Origin of the sequence: Paenibacillus sp. V4I5 (genome assembly GCF_030817255.1) — a bacterium.
Classification (GTDB): Bacteria; Bacillota; Bacilli; order Paenibacillales; family NBRC-103111; genus Paenibacillus_E.
This window is the reverse complement of sequence record NZ_JAUSZB010000002.1, coordinates 868,001-888,337: the sequence shown is the minus strand read 5'-3', so window position 1 is coordinate 888,337 and position 20,337 is coordinate 868,001. Positions and strand designations below refer to the sequence as shown.

The 20,337-nt window shown below is 46.0% G+C and carries 12 protein-coding genes; 10 read left to right on the top strand and 2 right to left on the bottom strand.

Translation table 11 applies throughout. The features are described from left to right. Nucleotides 1–183 precede the first annotated feature (183 nt). Complete coding sequence (locus QFZ78_RS06080) at nucleotides 184–726, top strand: GyrI-like domain-containing protein (protein ID WP_307546132.1); 543 nt, start codon at nucleotides 184–186, stop codon at nucleotides 724–726. A gap of 142 nt (nucleotides 727–868) precedes the next feature. Here QFZ78_RS06080 and QFZ78_RS06075 read toward each other — a convergent pair whose 3' ends face one another. After that, nucleotides 869–2,515, bottom strand: a complete 1,647-nt coding sequence (locus QFZ78_RS06075; RefSeq protein ID WP_307546131.1) for a stalk domain-containing protein — start codon at nucleotides 2,513–2,515, stop codon at nucleotides 869–871. Nucleotides 2,516–2,900: 385 nt separating this feature from the next. On the opposite strand from QFZ78_RS06075, the gene QFZ78_RS06070 reads away from it, so the two are divergent. The 9 genes from QFZ78_RS06070 to QFZ78_RS06030 all read left to right on the top strand — a co-directional run bounded on the left by QFZ78_RS06070 (nucleotide 2,901) and on the right by QFZ78_RS06030 (nucleotide 18,789). Next, nucleotides 2,901–3,239 (top strand): ArsR/SmtB family transcription factor, encoded by a 339-nt coding sequence (locus tag QFZ78_RS06070; protein WP_307546130.1) that lies wholly within the window; start codon nucleotides 2,901–2,903, stop codon nucleotides 3,237–3,239. Between the two features lie 70 nt (nucleotides 3,240–3,309). Further along, the gene (locus QFZ78_RS06065; RefSeq protein WP_307546129.1) at nucleotides 3,310–3,828 is read left to right on the top strand and encodes an SRPBCC domain-containing protein; all 519 of its coding nucleotides are present in this window, start codon (nucleotides 3,310–3,312) and stop codon (nucleotides 3,826–3,828) included. 440 nt (nucleotides 3,829–4,268) lie between these two features. Further along, nucleotides 4,269–5,585, top strand: coding sequence for a PASTA domain-containing protein (locus QFZ78_RS06060; protein ID WP_307546128.1), 1,317 nt, complete (start codon nucleotides 4,269–4,271; stop codon nucleotides 5,583–5,585). 249 nt (nucleotides 5,586–5,834) lie between these two features. Further along, nucleotides 5,835–6,758, top strand: a complete 924-nt coding sequence (locus QFZ78_RS06055; protein ID WP_307546127.1) for an SDR family NAD(P)-dependent oxidoreductase — start codon at nucleotides 5,835–5,837, stop codon at nucleotides 6,756–6,758. Further along, nucleotides 6,745–8,274 (top strand): AMP-binding protein, encoded by a 1,530-nt coding sequence (locus tag QFZ78_RS06050; protein ID WP_307546126.1) that lies wholly within the window; start codon nucleotides 6,745–6,747, stop codon nucleotides 8,272–8,274. The genes QFZ78_RS06055 and QFZ78_RS06050 overlap by 14 nt, the downstream gene beginning before the upstream one ends. 284 nt (nucleotides 8,275–8,558) lie before the next feature. Then, on the top strand, nucleotides 8,559–9,092 hold the full coding sequence (locus QFZ78_RS06045; RefSeq protein ID WP_307546125.1) for a DinB family protein: 534 nt from the start codon (nucleotides 8,559–8,561) through the stop codon (nucleotides 9,090–9,092). A gap of 222 nt (nucleotides 9,093–9,314) precedes the next feature. Beyond that, nucleotides 9,315–9,452 carry a hypothetical protein gene (locus tag QFZ78_RS06040; protein WP_307546124.1) on the top strand — a complete coding sequence of 46 codons (138 nt, stop codon included), beginning with the start codon at nucleotides 9,315–9,317 and terminating at the stop codon, nucleotides 9,450–9,452. A gap of 540 nt (nucleotides 9,453–9,992) precedes the next feature. Further along, nucleotides 9,993–10,925, top strand: coding sequence for a GNAT family N-acetyltransferase (locus tag QFZ78_RS06035; RefSeq protein WP_307546123.1), 933 nt, complete (start codon nucleotides 9,993–9,995; stop codon nucleotides 10,923–10,925). 238 nt (nucleotides 10,926–11,163) lie between these two features. Beyond that, the gene (locus tag QFZ78_RS06030) at nucleotides 11,164–18,789 is read left to right on the top strand and encodes an S-layer homology domain-containing protein (protein ID WP_307546122.1); all 7,626 of its coding nucleotides are present in this window, start codon (nucleotides 11,164–11,166) and stop codon (nucleotides 18,787–18,789) included. A 137-nt stretch (nucleotides 18,790–18,926) separates the two neighbouring features. On the opposite strand, the gene QFZ78_RS06025 is transcribed toward QFZ78_RS06030, so the two are convergent. Next, entirely contained in the window at nucleotides 18,927–20,312 is a 1,386-nt protein-coding gene (locus QFZ78_RS06025; protein ID WP_307546121.1) for an MFS transporter, read from the bottom strand. Nucleotides 20,313–20,337 lie beyond the last annotated feature (25 nt).

Here is a 20,337-nt window from a genome sequence, read left to right as displayed (position 1 = left end):
GGTAAATGGAAAACCAGTCTGGCACTGTAACTTAGTGATGGACTGGTTTTGATTTTTTGACATGGCTTAATACAATCATACTAGCCTAATCTTTTTTATAAAAAAGGTTTTTTCTGGCAAATTGCGAATATATGTAGCAGGATGTCTTCATCATGGATAATCGTGAAGAGAGGAGAGGGTATTTTGCAGAAGACGATAGCTGTTGAGTTAGTTGAAGTGGCGCCTTTCAAGGCCTTGGCAGTACGGACGGGTATGACACCTGACAAGAGCGGGACGCGGGCGGCGTGGAGCACACTTACAGCGCAGGTCCCCCTTAAGGATGCGAGACTCACTAATGGGCCTTCTGCGTATGTGTTCATTCCACAGGAGCAATGGAGCAAGCAAGTCGATACGCTCTGGGTCGGACTGGCGGTTTGCGAGTTCGGAGATGTACCGGATGGCGTTGAGACTCTGGAGGTACGCGGAGGGCTCTGTGCGAGCGCCCGCGTATACGGGAATGAGATACACATGTGGCGCGTATATGATGCGATGTTTGCGTGGCTAGAGCAGTCGCCAGATTATGAGCTCGATCGGCGTGAAGGAGTACTCGGGATGGAGACGGTTCCGCTTGAACCGTTGAACGCTCTCACAATCCCCTATACGGAAATCGAGACATTCGACTTTACGATGCTATACCCGGTGCGCAAGAAGTCGGGGCTTAATGCACAAGTCATAAAAAGTAGTTAGTTGTAACTATGGATTTAAAACTTTCGGAATAAATATCATAAAGAGTATATGTGAGATAAACCCTTATAAACAAGGGACGGGCAGGAAACAAATTAAGGCACAACGAATAAGCGAGGAGCAAAAGCTCCTCGCTTCTAACGCGTTATTTCTTAGTACCAAACTCCATCTTCACTATGGAAGCCCCAATGCCCGGTTCATTAGGAAGGTTAGCGCCGCGTGGTTGGTCGAAATTGCTGATATACAGCATATTGCTTACAAAATGAAGGCTTGCTGGGAACTCAAGCGGCCCATTGTTGCCGTTATGAGCAACCTCCGTAATCGTACCGTCTACGGATATACGCACGATGGCGTTGCGCTCATTCGCAGCGATATATATCGCACCGTCCGGACCGAAGTTCAGACCATCTGCGCCGTACATCAGTGGGCTTTGGGCTACGAGTTCTATTGCACCGAGAGAGCCGTCTGAGTTCATCGCAAAGCGGTTGACTTCGCCTGAGCTCGTGTTGGCAACGTAAAGCTTACCGTCCTTGCCGAAGGCAATGCCGTTCACTGTAATCGTCTGCACCTGACGTTCCGGAATAATGCCGCTCTTGAAGGTGCTCAGCTTGCCGTCCTTCGTCACCATATAGATGTTGCCGTTTGCACCACCGCTGACATACAAATTGCCCTTGGAGTCGAACGCCAGTCCGTTTGCTCCTTGCGTGCCGCTGACATAAGTCTCGACCTTCGACGTATCGAAAGGTCCACCTACTAGATCCTTCGCATTGATCTTGAAAATAACGCCTTCCATACCGCCGCTCGCAATAAACAGATTTCCGTCAGCATCAAATGCCATACCTGTCGCAGGACGTGGCAACTCGGTCAGCACTTCCATTTTGCCGCTATCGCTCATAATTCGATACAGCTTCTTGCTCGTCGTCTCCACCGTGTATACGCGATGCTTCTCGTCTGCAATAACGCCCTCAATGCGTAGGCCCGTCGCACTGTTCGGATCCAAATCTTTCAGGATGGACAAGATGGCGGAATTGAACCTGATGACCTGCTTCACTTCCGGTTGCACCGGCTTGTGGTCGTTTCCGACAAGTTGAACGGTCAACGTATGCTCACCCGGCTTCAGATCCTTGAAGACTACCGGCTCATTCTTAAAAGCCTCAACCGCTGTCTGTTCCTCCAACTTATCGGTGTCAAGCCACAGATGAATATGTCCCTCTCCGGCCTTAGCGTCCTTCGCTAGCGCGAAATCCTTCAGTGCATGGTTGAAAGCATAGACGGAAACCTTTAGCTCATTACCTATGACGTAACCGTCCTGGGATACCCCATGTACCTTAATCATAGGCTTCTTATCGGTATTTGATAGCATGCTTACAGACCGGGTTTTGCTGTCATACTTGATCTGGTAGTCGAATGCCTCAAACACAGTGCGTACAGGAACGAGCACTGCACCGTCAATAATCTGCAGAGAAGTGGTCGCGGTGAGTTCAAGCCCATTGACCTTATATGAATTGGCACCGTCTTTCATCTCTAGGGAGTTACTTTCCTTCTGGAGCTTCAGCGTCTTTGTATCAGCATTCCAATTCGCATCCGCGCCGAGTTGCTTGGCTACCGCTTCATAAGGTGCATATAAATTGCTGTCAACCAGTAAGCTTTGGCTTGCAAATGTGGCATCCTTTCCATTAATCTGCAGCATCATGTCAGATTTGACCGTTTCGGCAGCGAGCACCACTGAGGACGACAGCAGCAGGCTGCAGGTGATCGTCGCGATGTTTGTTAACCATTTCATGTTTCGCATTTCGTTGATCCTCCCACCAATCTAATATCTTACAAGTTATCTTTCGCCATATTGTCATCTTTTTCCTTGGGGAAATATGGAATTTTAAAAGATATTTTCGAAAAAAGCCTCTATTTCCATTATTAAACAAACGTAGATCTATAGTTGAACAACAAGGAGCATTTTGCTACCACAGCTGCTCACTTTCTTTAATAAGCTAATAGGCAAAGTGTGAAATACTAAAATAGAAGGACACCACGGTAGTGAATCTATGCGGCGAAAATCGTTATAAATATTCCTTTACAGGAATATTCCTAATGTGGTATATTAATTTCAGCAAGAAAATACAACCTCTAAACACTAACTTAGGACGCCTACAATTACAGCAAGAGAACGGATGAAGAGCATGAATGCTAACGTCATGAGTGCCTTGGCAGAGCCTAACCGCATGCAGATTGTTGAGCTTTTGCGCGAACGTCCGCTCACCGTAGGGGAAATCGCCGAACGGCTGCAACTGCGCCAGCCTCAAGCATCGAAGCATTTGCGTGTCTTAAGTGAGGCTGGAATCGTAGAAGCCCAGGTAGACGCGAATCGCCGGATCTACAGGCTGCGGCCGGGTCCTTTCCGGGAGCTGGACGATTGGTTGGAGAGCTACCGCGTCATCTGGGAGAAGCGGTTCGACCGACTGGATGACTATTTACAGAAGCTGCAGGGCAAGGAAATACGGAAAGAGCAGCAAGACTGAGTTTGGGATTATGTGAACGCTGTGACAGCACTATTTTGACCAAGTAATGAAATCGAGGAGGAAGTTAAAGATGACAAATCAAATGGTATCCAATGTAGAGGAAAAAGTGCTTATTCTGGAGCGTGAATTCAATGCCCCTCGCGAGCTGGTGTTCCAGGCGTTCTCGCAGGCGGAGCATCTGAGGCATTGGTGGGGTCCGAGAGGCTGGACGCTTCCGGTATGCCATGTTGATTTCCGCGTAGACGGAGTTTGGCATTATTGCATGAAGTGCGAGGATAAGAACCAAGGCGATTACTATGGCATGGAATCATGGGGCAAGGGTGTGTACCGTGAAATCGTCGTGCCGGAGCAGATCGTGTATGTGGATTATTTCTCCGATGCGGAAGGCAACGTGGCGGAAAATATGCCGGAAACATTAGTCACGCTGACCTTCATCGAAACGGATAACGGAACAAAGCTCATTAACCGCGCGGAATATGCAACGGCTGAAGGACTGCAGCAGGTGTTAGATATGGGCATGCTGGAGGGCATCACAGATACTTGGAACAGACTGGTCGAGCATCTGGAATCGATCCAGAAGAGCGGTTAAAGGGGAAAGTATCTGGCGGAAACGCGAAGCACAGGCATCAAGGAAAAGAGAAAAAGATCATTCCACTTAGGGTGATTGATCTTTTCTCTGATTATTTTTATATGGAACTATGGCATGAACACGTGACAATAACGATAACGAGCAACTATTGTTGAATATAAAGGGTCAGTTTGCTCTAGCAGACAGACCTTTTTTTATTGTTTTCTCTGATGATGGAACAGATAGGTAGTTCCAAATTCTAAAAGACCGCTAGAGAAGCTTTAGCAGAAAATGGTAACCATCAGAATCTCTTTCCAATAATATAACGGCTTAAATCGTAAAACCACCAACCCGTTTATCAAAATGGCTAGCCACGCGAATAATTTTTGGGAATTACAACCTTTAGTGACGCAAAAAATGGATGATAGGCGAATAACTATGCGTATAAGGGGGAAACGTCCATGGATAACATCAGAAACCGCTACATGCTCGATCAACCGCTTAAGAGGATGGCGAACGGGCAGTGGTTAAGAGGGATGGATCTAACCTTCAAACGTGAAGTACTCCTGTATACATTCCATGAGATCGACGATTCGTTGCATCAGGAAACTTTGCGATGGATGAGAAAAGCGTCTCAGATGTCCGACGAGCATTTCATGCACATTCTAGATGCAGGTTCAGAAGACGGAACATTGTTCGTTGTTCTTCAAGCGTTAACGGGAAGTCCTTTGTCCGATCGGCTGAACGATTTGGACATAACGGGTCACAAGGCGCTCACGTATGTGTACGAGCTGGCCAAGGGAATTCGAGAAACTCGCCGCAATCGACTGTTAGAATGCTCGGTTGACGCGGAAAATCTATGGATTGAAGATAATGGCCGGTTGCGGATCATGAATTATTGGACGGAAGGGAAGAATGGACGACGCGGTGTTCCGGGGCTCGCTCTACTTCTGTACCAACTGTGTGCCAAAACGGATATCCCGACATCTTCTATTAGTGCATACTCATTTGATTTGAATCGGTCGTTTGCGGATTTGTCGGATGTAACTCGGGAACGTGCCGTAGCTTTGGCCTGCAGAGCGTATGAAGGGATATGCACGCTTGCCGATTTTCAACAGGAGCTGGAAGTACTGCTCGGTATCAGTGGCGAGAGGAAGATACCACTTCTTACAGCGGCAGTACCGGCTTACGATAGGATGTTGTCAAGGGGACTAAAGCGGAAATCCGCCGTACATGAGTCACATGATTTTGTAAAACCTAAAACCGGGGCTGCTGGCCGCAAAATGTCGGAACTTAGCGAGCTGTTCCGCAGATCGTACCAGCTGCGCAATTGGCATCTGTATTCTGCCGCTGCCTTCGGTGTGCTCGTACTACTGCTCAGTCTGTCGCTGCGTCCGCACTTGGACCAAGTGAACGGTTCTAGGCCGCAGACAATTCCGACGCCCGCTTCCACAGAGGTATCGGTGAATCGTAACGAGACATCTGAGACTTCCGCATCGGCATCCGCGATGCCGACTCAAACGGCCGCGCCGATGCCTAAGCCTTTAGACGCAACAGTCGATGGCGCGGAACAAGCCAAGGCTGGCGTCGTCCCGGATTTGCTTACTCATACAAGGGAGGATGCCGCGAAAATGGCAATTGCCTCCGGACTTCGATACCAGTTTTTCTTGGAATCGAACGCCGCAGCTAAGGGGGTCGTGTTCAAGCAAGACCTCACTCCCGGAACTGCCGTCAAAAATGGTGACCGGATCACGTTTTGGGTGAGCAAAGGAAATTAATTCGAAGGCAAGAGTCCAGTCCTGTCACAAATGCAGTTATTTAGCAAAAGAGTTGAGAAGTTAGAACCAGATAAGATAAGTTTTTGGTTGAGTTTATTGTCTGGCAAACGAGATTGATCGTTACGCAAGCGACGAACTATAGCTGAATAAATACGAAGAAACGGCAGCTCATTCATGGCTGCCGTTTTGTGAACTCCCGGGTAGGATTGTTGTGTCGATCTGCCATACAGTAAAAAGGAGATATCTCCTGTGCTGTCGAAGAACATGAGAACTAGCCTGTTTGGTCGTCCTTCAGGCAAGAAAGGAGCCCAAATGCATACCTATAGCCTTTTCGAACATCTCTTATTCCCTCCGACATTCTTGAATAGAGAGAAGCTAGGGCATCAACTGGAAGGAAAGACTGTTCTTATAACGGGCGCAAGTTCCGGAATAGGGGAACAGCTTGCTTATCTACTGTCCGAGATAAAGGTTCATCTGATATTAGTGGCCAGACGAGAGGACAAGCTTTTAGCCATGAAAAGCGAAATCGAAACGAAAGCAGCTCAAATAAGTGTGTTCCCGGCCGATCTTCGAAATCAGAAGGAGATGGAGGGATTGCTCACCTTTCTCCATCAGCTTCCGGATGGGTTGGATATCATCATAAGCAATGCGGGTCATTCCATCAGCAGATCGATTTATCATTCCTTGGACCGCTATCATGATTTTACTCGCACGATGGCGATCAATTATTTTGCGCCGGTTCAGCTGCTCTTGTCTACCCTTCTTCTTCTTGAAAAAAAGAAAGGGCATATCATTAACGTCTCAACAGTAAATGCTCTTTTGCTTCCCCTTCCCCATTGGGCAGCTTATCAGGCTTCGAAGGCTGCTTCTGACACCTGGTTTCGGTCTGCAGCTCCCGAGCTGAACATGATGGGGATCTCTACCACCTCGATCTATCTTCCGTTAGTTAGAACACCCATGATCCTGCCAACCGCTGCTTATCAAAACTTACCGGCCATGACCCCACAACACGTTGCAAAGATTATATGCAGCTCCATCTATACCAAAAGGAGAACATACAAACCGTGGTGGTTGATTTTCGGACAGTTGGCCTCCGTACTTTTCAGAAGGTGTTGGGAATATTCAATACCGAGAATGTTAAGGAAAAAGGGTAACGGCAATGAAGGCGTATAAACTGATCTATGTTTTATATAAAATCCGACTTCTTTCCCCCTTAGCCTTGTTCCAGTTAACTTCCGCCATCTATAAATATGGGATCAATCTGATGGCTCTGCTGAATTTTTCAGCCAGAACCTACGGGGAAAATGTCGCGTTAGTAGATGAGCAAGAGACCCTAACCTATAAACAATTGTTTGCACAATCCGAAGGGCTTTCGGTAGTTTTGAGGGGAAGGTACCATCTTGCGAGGGGCAAGAAAGCGGGTTTTTTGTGTAAGAACCATGCTTCTTTGGTGAGAGCCATTTTTGCGGTTTCTTTATCGGGGGCGGATCTATATCTGCTTAATGCAGAAATGAGCAAGGGGCAGTTGAATAACATCCTAGAGCGCCATCATTTTGACCTCCTGATCTATGATGAGGAACTAAGTTCCTTGCTTGAGCAAACTTCGTATACGAAAGCCAAAATGTTGAGTTATCATGATACATTTCCAGCGATAAACAACTTACTTTCTGCAAGCATTTACGAAAAACAAAAACGACATCGGACTTCCTCGGGGAAACTTGTGCTTCTGACCGGCGGGACCACTGGAAATGCCAAAGAAGCAGCGCATAAACCTTCGCTATTCAATTATTTGGATCCTTTTTCCGGCTTCCTTACTCGATTAAAAATTCTAAATTATCATACTGCGTATATTGCGACGCCTATTTATCACGGTTATGGAGTAGCGGTACTGCTCTTATTCTGCGCTTTGGGAAAGAAAATGGTTATTCATCGTGGATTCGATGCAGAGAAAGCTTGCCGTTTGATTCGGGAGCACCAGGTTGATGTCGTAACGGTTGTCCCCTTAATGTTACATAAAATGTTAAAAAGCAATGCGGAAGATTTGAAATCCCTTTCTTGTATAGCCTCAGGCGGTGCAGAGCTCAATCCCAAACTGGCAAAAGAGACTTTGAGACAATTGGGAGATGTGTTGTACAATCTGTATGGTACTTCAGAAGCGGGCTTGAATATCATCGCGGATCCACAGGATTTGATCTATTCCGCACACACGATCGGCAGAAAGATTGAGGGCGTTCGCTTAGTAATTGTGGATGATCTTAAAGAGGAAGTTGAAATCGGCAGGGTAGGTCAATTTTGCATTAAGAACAAGTGGTCCATGAGAAACGTTGCCTGGATCGAAACCGGTGATTTGGGCTATCGAGATGAGAAGGGCTATTACTTTTTGTGTGGGAGAGCGGATAGTATGATTGTTTCAGCGGGGGAAAATGTTTATCCTCTTGAAGTGGAACAGGTTCTACTCACTCACCCGGGGGTAGAGGATGCGGCCGTGATAGGGATTCGTGACGAGCATTTTGGACAGCGGTTGAAAGCTTTTGTCCTTCTGGCCCCTTATAATGATACGACAAGAGAGGAGCTCTTTGAATGGCTGCGCTCCAGATTGGCACGATTTCAGCTACCAAAAGAAATCATCTTCGTCGATCATTTGCCCTATACCCCTTTAGGTAAACTGGATAAAAAGCTGCTTAAATGAAGTAGGAGTCGATAAAACCATGCAGGATCTAAATAGGAGAGAAGGATATGCATCAAAAGTAACGGAGTTGTTGTTAAGCTAACGAAGAACTCAGGAGCTGCATTGAAGCAGCTCCTTTTTTGATTTCAGTGAAGTAGAGTTAGTAATCAGATGAAGGTTTTTTTTAGAAAAGGAAGAATTAGTTTGTTATGAGGCTGGGATCTGCGTAGACATTCATATGAGTTAAGCGAATTATTAAAAAAGTGATACGTGCATTTTTACTAAATTGCAGAGGGGAAATAGTCGTGCCAGACCTGACAAAAAACGTAATCGAAGACATGAACAAGCAGCTCGATCGAATCATAAAGAGCTTAGACCAACTTGATGATGATTTGATTTGGAAAAAAATGAAGGATTCCATGAACAGCATTGGAAACCTTTGCTTACATTTAGCAGGAAACGAGTATCAGAACCTCATAAGTGCAATCGGAAACAAACCTTTCATTCGGGAACGCACTCGAGAATTTAATTCTAAAAGTCGCATATCGAAGGATGAATTGAGTAGTCTTCTTTTGAGGACTCGATCCGAATCGGAAAGTATACTATCCGTTTTGTCCGAGGAGGATTTAAAAAGGGAAGTCATAATCCGCTATGACTTGGAGGATTGGAACAGAATGCTTCGGGTTAACGCTTCAGAAGATGAAACCTATGAAGTGAGAGTAATCAGTCGGCTTCTTGTTCAGGTTGCTGCACACTATGGGTATCATGCTGGGCAAATAGTGCTACTCTCCAAATTAATGAAAGATTCGAATGAACACATAACAGGACAGTATCATTGATTAATAAAGTGGAAATACGCGAGGTTTATTTGTTAACTCTCAGCAGATGCATTACCTAATTTGTTTGACAGGAAACCAAAGGATGCCAAAGTATATCCATAAGGATAATATAGAGATTTTTATTTTTGTTTTATAGTTCTTATAGGGGCCAACCAAGAATTGATCCCTTAGATATCAAAACGAATCAAAGCAAAATATTATTTAATATTGGAGGAAAAGAAATTGGTAAGAAACAATCGTAGATTAAAATGGATTTTGGGAACGGCAATGACAGCAACCCTATTCGTAAACGTGGGATCTGTGAAGCCGGAGGTGTACTTTGCTAAAGCAGAAGCGAAGCCGGAGGCATCTTTTGTTTGATCCATTTGTTAACCTGATCATATTACGGTAAATGCTATGAAAAAGCTGATTTCATATGGCATATAATGTGGAAATAACCTTCTACTGGTGCAATCCAGTACGGGTTATTTATCTTTTCTGTGCCTTACGACCGTACCCAATCAAGAACAGCGTATTTTGTGCCAGGATGGGAGTTCTGTCCAGAAGCTTCTTCAGTAGTATAGATGCAAATTTGGTTGGGGGGTATACTTTTGTATACCCTATTTGTATCTAATGGGATAATTATGCGCCTTCGTACTCCGTGATATCTTAGGATTATAGAAGTAGAAAGGCTGGGAGAAGGTCAAATCCAGTGGTATCCCTGCGCGGAGGCTGTATGTTCAGCCAGACGGGATCTTTTTTCGTTTCCCCGACCCCCAAGGCAATCAAATTATGGTGTTATTGCCGCAGAATTTGCATAATGATGGTGGCGTAGTGGATTGGAATAGAATCAACATGATGAAATGGTTCAGTGGATTTATGAGAATCGCAAGAAGAAATAGAGAGGGTTGAAAACAACTTATGACAAAAAATAAATCGTTTGAAATCATTCCTGCAACTATGGATAAAGCTGCGGAGATTACCGCACTCGTCATCACCTGCGATATTGCGGACTTCGGCCAGCCTGATTTTGTATTAGAAGATCTCTTGGACATTCTAGGACCTTTGGATTTGGAAAAGGATACCTGGGTAGCTCGTTCCGGGGAACGAATCATCGGGTTTGCCTTTGTGGAAGTGACAGGGGAAGGCGCGCTCACGTCGTTTGGATATGTCCATCCCGACTATGTAGGCAGGAATGTTGGGACAGAATTGGTCCAACGCATTGAAGAGAGAGCAAAGCAGTACGCTGCAGACCATCCGGAGCACGGTTGGGTGTTATGTAATGTGATACCTGCCAATAATGAATCGGCCAAATCCATCGTGGAAGAACACAACTATGCTTTTAAGCGCTTATATAGTCGGATGATGATTGACCTTAGAGAAGAGCCTGTTATTAGTCCGCCATCTGCAGGTATTGAGATCAGACCTTTTCAATCAGGTATGGAAGAAATCGTCTATCGAGCATACCGAGAATCCTTCCAGGATACAAACCGGTTTTACGATACAAGTTACGAGACATGGATGGAAGGGAAGAGCGGAGAACATTATGAGTGGAATCTCTGGTTTACCGCTTGGGATGGTAATGAGCTTGCCGGATTTATCATCAGTAAAAATTTTAAGGATCATGTATATGTTGATCTACTAGGAGTTCGCCGCTCTTGGAGGAAACAAGGGGTTGCCTCCGCGCTACTACTGCATGTTTTCCGGGAGGCTTACAAACTTGGGATCCGTAATATCCGGCTTAGCGTCGATGAATCCAGTCTAACAGGCGCCAACCGGCTGTACGAGAAGCTGGGTATGAAGGCGGTCTTTCAACAGGCCCTATATCAGAAAGAGCTTACCGTCAAAGGATAATGAGCATTTCACATCCAATTGGATAGCAACGTTTCGGACGATACTAACATAACTTCATCCCAAAAATTTCCCGATTTTTGGGATTGAATTCCCAAACCAGCGGGAAAGAAACCTTGATATAATAAGCTTATTGCTGACAACAGAGAGCAGAGTTGAAAGCTGAGCTAGCTTATACATGTCCGGATACAAAATGTATCATTTTCAATTTGTGAAAATTTTTTTCAAGGAGATGTATCCAATGAAAACTGGAACTCTAAAACGTATGTACAGAAAGGCGGTGAATACCTCAATCATTTTATCCATGGTAACGGCGTCGTTATCTCCTGCTGTGTATGCTCAAGAGCAAGATGCCATATCTGATTATTTGAAGACGGCCATTTCCGCAGAAACTTTCCTTAAAGAATCCGTAACTCAGGCTGTATATACCATTGATAAGAATGCAAGCATGACACCTATCATTGCTCCATTGCCGGAAGCAGTAAATACGGAAACACTAGATGTAAAAGGGACTGCTCTGCCAGGCTCAGAGGTTACCATTTATGTCACTAAAGCTCATGGTTCTAAGGCAGAAGGAGTGAAGGTCATTGCTGATGCAAAGGGTGAGTTTCTCGCGCAGGTTATTTTCACAGGGGAAGGGAGTTATCTTATTACGGCAACTGCCACGTTGGGTGGTGAGGTAAGCAGTGAATCGACGGCAGTTCAAGTTCGCTTAGATCAAACACGGCCATCAACTCCATCGGATTTTCGATGGCAAACTGTAGAGCTCGATGAAGTAAAAGTGATGTGGGCATCAGGAGAATCTGGAACGGAACCTTTGCAGTATCGAATTGAACGAAACGGTGTGTTTGTCGAAGAAACCGCAGATACGGAATTTACGGATCGAGAGGTAGGGGAGCTTAGTGCTTTATCGTATAGCATATATGCGAAGGACCTTGCAGGCAATCTTTCATATCCTTTAGAATTTATTGCAGGTACAGCGCATCACACTCAAAAGAATTTAAACACCTCCTTATTAGGAGAGTTGGGTAATGAGAGTTCGAGGGATGTGAAGCTAAGCGGAGATGGGACCAAAGCGGTCTTTATTTCAAACGCGACTAATCTAGTTGAAGGCGTGGAGAATAAAGAGGTTGGCGCGCTATATGTCAAAGATTTGAAAAGTGGAAACGTAAAAAATCTCCCGCTTCCTGCTGGTGTCGACAGCATAAACTCGCTAAATATTAGTGAGAATGGCAGTGTCATTGCCTTCCATGCCGATGTGCTGGGAACCTATGATAATCTGTTCGTCGAAGAAGGGGCTCCTGCAGCGAAGCGCATGCCCACTATTGATGGGAAAAAACCAAACGAATACGTGGGACCGCCTTCCATGAGTGAAGATGGTGAGCTTATTGTTTTTAACGCTTTGGCCAGTAATCTGACAGCGGATGATACGAATAATCATGCTGATATTTTCGTTTATCATCGGAGTTTGAACCAAATAACCCGTGTTAAGTTGACCGAGGAGCTATATGGACAGGAAATTCAGAACCCTATCCTTTCAGGTGATGGCAGATATGTTCTTTTTTACATCGGTTGCGGGGAGTGTAACACTCAGAAGCTCTATCTTCAAGATCTTTCTTTGGATGGGGGGACGGTTCTTCTTGCCAATGGTTACTTTGAAAGAAGTATCAGCGGGAACGGCCGATTTATTGCTTACAGTAAGGATGAAGGGATTTATCTCTACGATCGTGAAGCTAGCGAGGAAAACAAGCATACTCGTATTGTGCAAGGAGTAAGCGGGGAGACCATATACTTTGAGCCTCAAATAAGCAGTGATGGAAAGCATTTGATTTTTACAGCTTTTGAGTTTCAACCTTCACAGGGTTATGCGTTTCAAGGCTACCGTATATATGTCGTAGACTTGAATGACCCAAATAGGACGCCAAGGCTGCTTAGCAATCCGGCAACCGAAGCAAAGTCGGGCACCATCAATGGAGATGGCAGTAAGGTTGGTTTTATTGCAACAGCTACGAATAGCTTTGATGAACAGGGATTTTTTCGTACAGGAAGCTTCGTCGTTTGTCCGAATACTTGTCAAGAGGTCCCTCAGGATAAGCCGATTCACAAGGTGACTTGGAAGGCGCCAATGGCGTCAAGGGCACATATCAAGCTGGGTAGCCAACTTACTGTCGCGGTGGAAGGGGTGGAGAACCGAAACGCTGCTGCAACGATTACCTATCTACAAGGAGGTACAGCACAATCCCGGGAGCTAACTTTAGTAGAACAGTCACCAGGGAAGTATACAGGTGAGTTTGAGGTTCAAGTAGGTATGACTGTCCTGAATTCCATTGTCGGTAAAGTAGCGGACGCAGACGGGAAGATGATTTCTCTTTCGGCTGAGGGGTTGCCGATTTCGGTGTCGGCCGGCATAAAGGTTGATTTATCGAACTTGCTGAATCCTGATCATACAGTAAATGTGGATGTGAGTGCTGCACTTATTGGCAGTCGTCTGGTGGCTTGGAGTCCAAGCAAGAAGACAGGCACGCAGGCTGCTTATCACCCTAATGAGTCATTCACTCTCATAGTGCCGGATGCAGAGGATTATAGGCTATCGCTCCTTGCAAGTGATGGTACACTTCTAGCAGAGAAACCCGAGGTTATTGCGGCCAAAGGGGAAATTCTTTCCATCTCTATGAAAGTTATTGTACCTGCAAAAGTGACTATAAAAGTCTTAAAAGCAGAAGGGGATAAACCCTTACCTTATGTTTCGGTCTGGATTCAACGTGCAGAGCAAAAAGATGTGATTGCCTCAGGAATAACGAACGCGCAAGGAGAAATTGGGCTTCCTGCCGGTTTCATAGGTGATAACATTGTTGTAAAAATCCAAGTTCCTCGTCCGTATGCTGCGATTGAGCCTATATCACTGAAACTCGAGAGAAGACAAACAGACGTTTCTCTGCAAGCAACGATTCACTATGGCACGGTAAGCGGGCAAGTCAAGGCTCCGAGCGGTTTGCCGCTTCCGAACGCGATTGTTTCTATTAAGCAAGAAGACCGATCAATCGAAGCAATTTCAGATGGGAACGGTGCTTTCAGCGAGCAATTGCCAGAGGGAAAAACCATTATTAGCGGATATTTGGGTGGAGAGACTGTCCGTCGTACTCTTAATGTTGAGGCTTTCCAGGTGGAAGCATCGAAGGAGAAAACTTTTCATCTGACACTGTACAAAGAGTCAACGGCCACCATTCATCTGAAATTGTTTACCAAGCTTGTTGGCGGGGATTGGATCGCTCGTAATTTGAGTATTTCCGAACTAAATTTGTTTGTTCCGACTATTTCAACGGAGAGGGGAATTACGTTATCCCCTACTTATTTTGATAATGGTCTGACCCTTAAAGCCGCCGAAGGTGAAAAATTCCGTGTCTGCTTACGAGACCGTTTGGGACAATTAGGATCAGTCTGTGAGCTTGTTACGATCGATGAACACATGCAGGCGACCGCTGAACTGCGCTTACAGGAGAAATTGGCGGTTACGGGCAGAACCGTACTTGATGAAAAAGGAATCTGGACCATCCATGCAGGCTTTTTCGAGAAGGATGATCAAGGGAAAACCGGTCATTCGGTTACGTACTCTACGCTTCAGCCAGGTAAGTTCCATCTGAGTCTTCCAAAAGCAGGAAGCTATTTCGTTACTTTTACTGCAATAGGGGAAAAGAACCAGGTTCGGAAAGTGACGAAGACCATCACTGTCCGCGAGGGAGAGTTAACGGAACTAGGCGACCTGGTGCTTACTCCGTCTGGATATTTTAATCAAGCCGGCGGGAACGGGCTCGAGGCTTTGGATAGTCCCGTTGCTGAAGGAAGTCATGTCACCATGCGAGGCACGTATCGCAATGGCTCACATGAACCCATTATCACACCTACCCTGTTGATACGAATTCCGGAAGGTACTTCTTTGGTGCCTAATAGTGTCGTAATGAATGGCAGCGCGGTAGAAGATGTAGCTGTAGGTAGCGATTCGCATGCCAAGGTGAAGCTGCCTAGTGATTTTGCCGTAGGGGAAGAGGGAACGGTCCTGTACCAACTGCAGGTGAATGTGATTAAATCCGAATTCTTGACGGCTGATATAGGGATGAAATTCAAACAATCAGTAACAGATGATTTTGACGAAGAGGAAATCGCCAGAGTTTTGGTTCAGACCACGCAAATCAGCATGGATGCACCGCCAAAAGTGGATAAAACCACCTTTATGGTTAGCGGTCGGGCAGTTCCCGGCAGCAGAGTAATTCTATACGATGGAGTAAGGGTGGCTGCTGAAACATTAGCGTCACCAGGAGGCTATTGGAATCAACGTATTACGCTGATCGATGAGCAAGCACAAGGACGCACGCATGCTCTCTCGGCCGTCGCGGTTCTTGGAGCTAATGAATGGCGTTCAAAGCAAGTGTTTGTTGAATATACGGATGTTGATGAACCTATGCCAATTCATTTGAGTATTACTGCGATTGATCATCGTGTGGATGTCGATTTGACCAACGGGATCGCTCGATTTCCATTAGCCGTAAATCCCCAAAAGCCGATTTCATTCTCACTTCAATTCCGGGAGCCGAAGCGGGCCCAACATGTTCGGGTTCGTTTGGCAGGTGAAGAAATTCCGCTAGCCTTCAATGCGTTGACGGAGCGCTATGAGGGGTTAAAATCAACAAGCCAAAGACATCTGGGTCCTATCGCGGTAAGCTATGACGTCCTTCCTAAACCGTATCAAACGGTCGATTCGCATGAAAATATTCTGAAATCTATGCCTCCTGCATTTCGCAGCTTGAAGCAAGAGGTGCTGCCACTTGCGGAAGTGGCTTCAGAGAATAAGGAAATGGCTGCGCCTGATCGTACTTATGTCAATAAGGTCGTATTAACAAGTGCGGATTCACCTGATGAAAAGATCGAGACCCAGTTTTTCTATGCTCCGATGCCTGTCGGGTATGATCCGGGACCTCCTCCAGCGAAAGGTCCGGTTGTGTATAACCTCAAGACTCAGTTCAATGCTCAGCTTGGGACGATGCATGTAAGTGCGATTGTTCCTGTAGAGCAAGCAAAGCCATTTGTACAAAGCCTGCAAGGTGATTTGCAAAGTCTGTCAGGAGCTCCTTACGTTGAAATCGGCGCTAACTTCCGTTTTGAACTTAAGACTCCAGGTTCTCCAAGCGCACTTGGTCTTGCCTCAGCTATATACGCTGGATATGATTATCAACAAAAAATGAATGAATTGAATGCTTTTATGGATCAAGTCGGTGGAGGTTGCACATCGGCGAGCTCGATCAAACATTATAATGACGAGCTGCAGAATCTAGCCGAACGACTTTTTCAGCAATTACTTTTAAAATATTCTTTACAGATGGCGGCAATGGGGCTGGCAGGCGTGGGAATCGGATTTTTCGCCGGCGTAGGTGTCGTAGCTACATCCTTCGCGATTAATTATGCGTTTAATGAAGCGTGGGAAAGTGATTTGGCTGATCTTCAGCAGCAATTCACCACTGATCAAAACAATGCAGAGTGTGAGGACGAAGATGAGCAGCCGCCAAAACGTCCGAAAGATCCTCGTGATCCCGATGAAAAGGATATCGTTGATCCTTATTGGATCTATGATCCAAGCGGTTATGTTTTCGAGGCTGTTGAATCGAATCGTATGAAAGGCGTAAAAACGACGGCTTTGTTCCTTGATCCTAACGATCAAACGTGGAAGGTTTGGGATGCAGGCATTTATGGACAGCAAAACCCTCTCCTGACAGATCGTGCAGGGAAATATGCATGGGATGTGCCTGAGGGCAAATGGCAGGTGCTATATGAAAAGGAAGGCTATGAAACTGCACGCAGCGAAGTGCTTGAAGTATTGCCGCCTCATTATGATGTCAACGTCGGCATCGTATCGAAAGCAGCCCCAACTGTTCACGCCTTGATACCACAAGCCGACAGAACCGGTCTTCAGCTATATTTCACCAAGTATATGATTCCGGCAACCCTTACACCGGACCATGTTACACTGACCCACATTGTAAATGGAGTCGATGCTGAACAGATTACAGTTCGAATCGAACCTATACAGCCGGAGAACAGCCCAGGCGGGGAACCGCTGGCTAAGCAATTCCGAATCGTACCTGAGACGCCGCTTCTTGCTGGGCAGAGTTATCGTGTGGATGTGGATGCAATGGTACAAAGCTACTCAGGTACGGCAATGACACAACCTTACATGCAGGTAGTGAACATCACAGCATCTGGGCCTGTGGCAGAAGCTGTGAAGGCTGGAAGTATGAAATTGATTCACGGGCAGGATGCCCTTGCCCTAAGCTGGGAAGAGAACGCTGATGCACGTTATGACCACTTAAAGATGGAATGGAAAGAGGCGGGATCGGCAAAACTGCTCGGCTTCGAAGAAGTAGAGCCAGGTATTGGTCTTAGTTCCATTACGGGACTTGAGCCCGGCAAGAATTATGAAGTAAAGCTTCTCACTGTTGACTTGGATGGCAGAGTATCGGAGGGTGAACTGTTGACAGTTAGTACGCTTACTGAGCCTGAAGTCTCGCAGAATCCAGCTCCAGGGATCGTTAAAAACGCTTCTCTTAAAATCGAAAACGGTGGCTTAACACTAGCTTGGACAGATCCGAGCGATGCAGATTTAAGAGGGGTTAAGGTTTCTATTAAGAAACCAGGTGAAGTTGTTTTCGGGCCTTCGGTTGAAGTCGATAAAGGTGTTCAACTGTATCGGTATGAAGGCTTAACTGCGCCTGGCGAGTATAAAGTGGAGCTGAAAGCCATTGATGCATCAGGGAAGCTAGCTGATGGAGTATCAGTGTCAGCGACGATTAGAGACGAAGGTGACAACCCAGGCAACGGTGGTGGCGGCGGTCCAATGCCAACGGAGGATCCAGATACGGCGACCCTACAAATTAAGGAAGGTCAAGAGCACTATGATGCCTTTGAAGGGCTGCTTCGAATCCGTTTGACGAAGGGTGCGCTAAAGGAAGGATCTAGGATCCATTTAAGCCGTGTTCAAACATCTCCCAGCCCCTTGCCGGCAGGGTATGAAGCACACTCTGATTATATAACGATTACCTCCGAGGCTCAGCTATCCAAACCGCTGCAGCTGACATGGAAGTACTCGCAGGTCGAGAAGAAGGATTTCGATTCCCGAAAGCTTGCCGTTTATAAACTAGACCGTACAGTGCCTGGCGGTTGGCGTTATTTGGGCGGAGCGGCACGCCAAGGGCAGAACGAGATATCGGTAAAACTTGATGGCTGGGGCACTTACACAGTAATGACCTATGATAAGCGTTTCAATGACTTGAATGTACACTGGAGTCGAAAGGAGTTGGAAGTTCTGATCAGCCGCCATCTTGTGGATGGGGTGGATGAGCATCATTTTTCACCGGATTCACCAGTCACACGGGCTCAAGTAACGAAGCTGTTAACCAATTTATTACGTCATGAGGGCCGCTTGCCGGAGCAGCATGACAGTGAGCATTCTTTCAGCGATGTATTCGATACAGCTTGGTATGCCGAGCCCGTTCGAGATGCTGCAGCTTTTGGACTAGTGGAAGGTGAAGATGGAAAGTTCCGTCCCGATGCTCCAATTACCCGTGAAGAGTTGGCTGTTATCATACAGCGAATTCTGAAAGCAGAGACATCGCCTGCTCCAACTTCCTTGCTCAGTAAGTTTGCAGATAGCGAGGATACGGCAAGCTGGGGAGAGGAAGCTATGAGCCTTATGGTTCAAGAAGGCATAATGAATGGAGTTACCGAGACAACTCTGATGCCGAAAGGAACAACAACGAGAGCACAAGCTGCTGTTATCCTAGTTAGACTGCTTGAGCGGTGGGGTAAATCCGACAAATAAGAAGACAATTTGAAGTAATTAGGCGTTCACTCTATGGGGTGAACGCTTATTCGTTTAACTGCGTGAATTCGAATGGGAACTCATTCTCACCTGTCTAGCATATGATCTATACTCCTTTTAATTTGAACTTGGTGAACCTAAGACTCTTGCAATTGCCCTGACTTCCGGAGCCGCCGACTCATGAATACCAAAGACAATGCAATTACCGTGAGGATAATTCCAAGCACTTGAAATCCCTCGAAGCTGAACTTATTTCCCATTACGATGCCAATCAACAAGGAAGAGAGAATGGTTCCCAGGTATCTTGATGTATTAAATAATCCGGATGCTACACCGATGATTTCTATTGGAGTACTTTGGAACAAGGCCGCTTGCATACCGACATTGTTCAACCCGTTGCTAATACCGAATGCAGCCAAAGCCAAACACACACTGATAACCGGTGAAGTTTGATTCAATGTCACGAGCCACACCGACCCAAATGTCATCAGCATTGCGGACACCAGCAATGCCGGCCTGGGTCCTGATTTATCGATCCATCGTCCTGCTATTGGAGAAGTAACTAGCGAGGACAAGCCTAAGCTTAGCATGAGAATCCCTGTTTGGAACTCGCTGACATGACGTACCATTTGCAAGTAGGACGGAAGCCCGAAAAAGAGTGAGTAAAAAAGTACGTTAACGAGCATGAATTCGACATTAACCCAAGTCATCGCAGGATATTTGGCGAATGTGCGCAAAGGAATAAAGGGTGACGTCGCTTTTAACTCATGTCGTACGAAAGCCACAAGTAGCACGAGGCCTATCAGCCCGACAATGACATTTCCTAATGAGATATGCCCAGATGATTTTGCTGAGAGTAAGGAAGCGAGCAGAGCAACCAGACCCACTGTGAAGAGCAGGATCCCTGACGTATCAATCAAATCGAACCATTTACGAAAGGACATGGCTAGTGCAACGGATGTTGGCGGTTCGTCCTTTGGAATAGTCCTCCAAGCCAATAGAAAGCTAGCCACCACGAACGGAATATTGACGAAAAAAATAGCAGGCCAATCCCACCAGTGAATCAAGACCCCGCCAATAAAGGGTCCAATTGCTGCCGCTCCTGATAGGAATATGGATAAAACAGACAGCGCAGTCGCTTGTTTCTCCGTAATATGAATTCGAACAATGGCCATTCCAACCCCAACCATCATGCTAGTTCCGATGGATTGCACAATGCGGAACACGATAAGCCAGCCAAAGTTTGGTGATAGTGGAGCTAATAATGATGAAATGAAGGCTACAACAAGCCCAGTAAGAAATATCTTCCTACGACCGAATAAATCGCTAGCCTTTCCCATGACAGGTTGAGCGATGCTACTTGCAATGTAGAAAGAAAAAATAATCCAGGAAACACCTGTAAAGTCAAGTTGGAACACATTTTGCAGCCTTGTAATAGCAACAGCAATCATCGAAGAATTTAATGGGTTCAATAGTACCCCCAGTCCAACGGAAGTCATCAACCACCTGCTGTGAACACTCATTTTTGGTCCCCCCAAAGCGTATTAA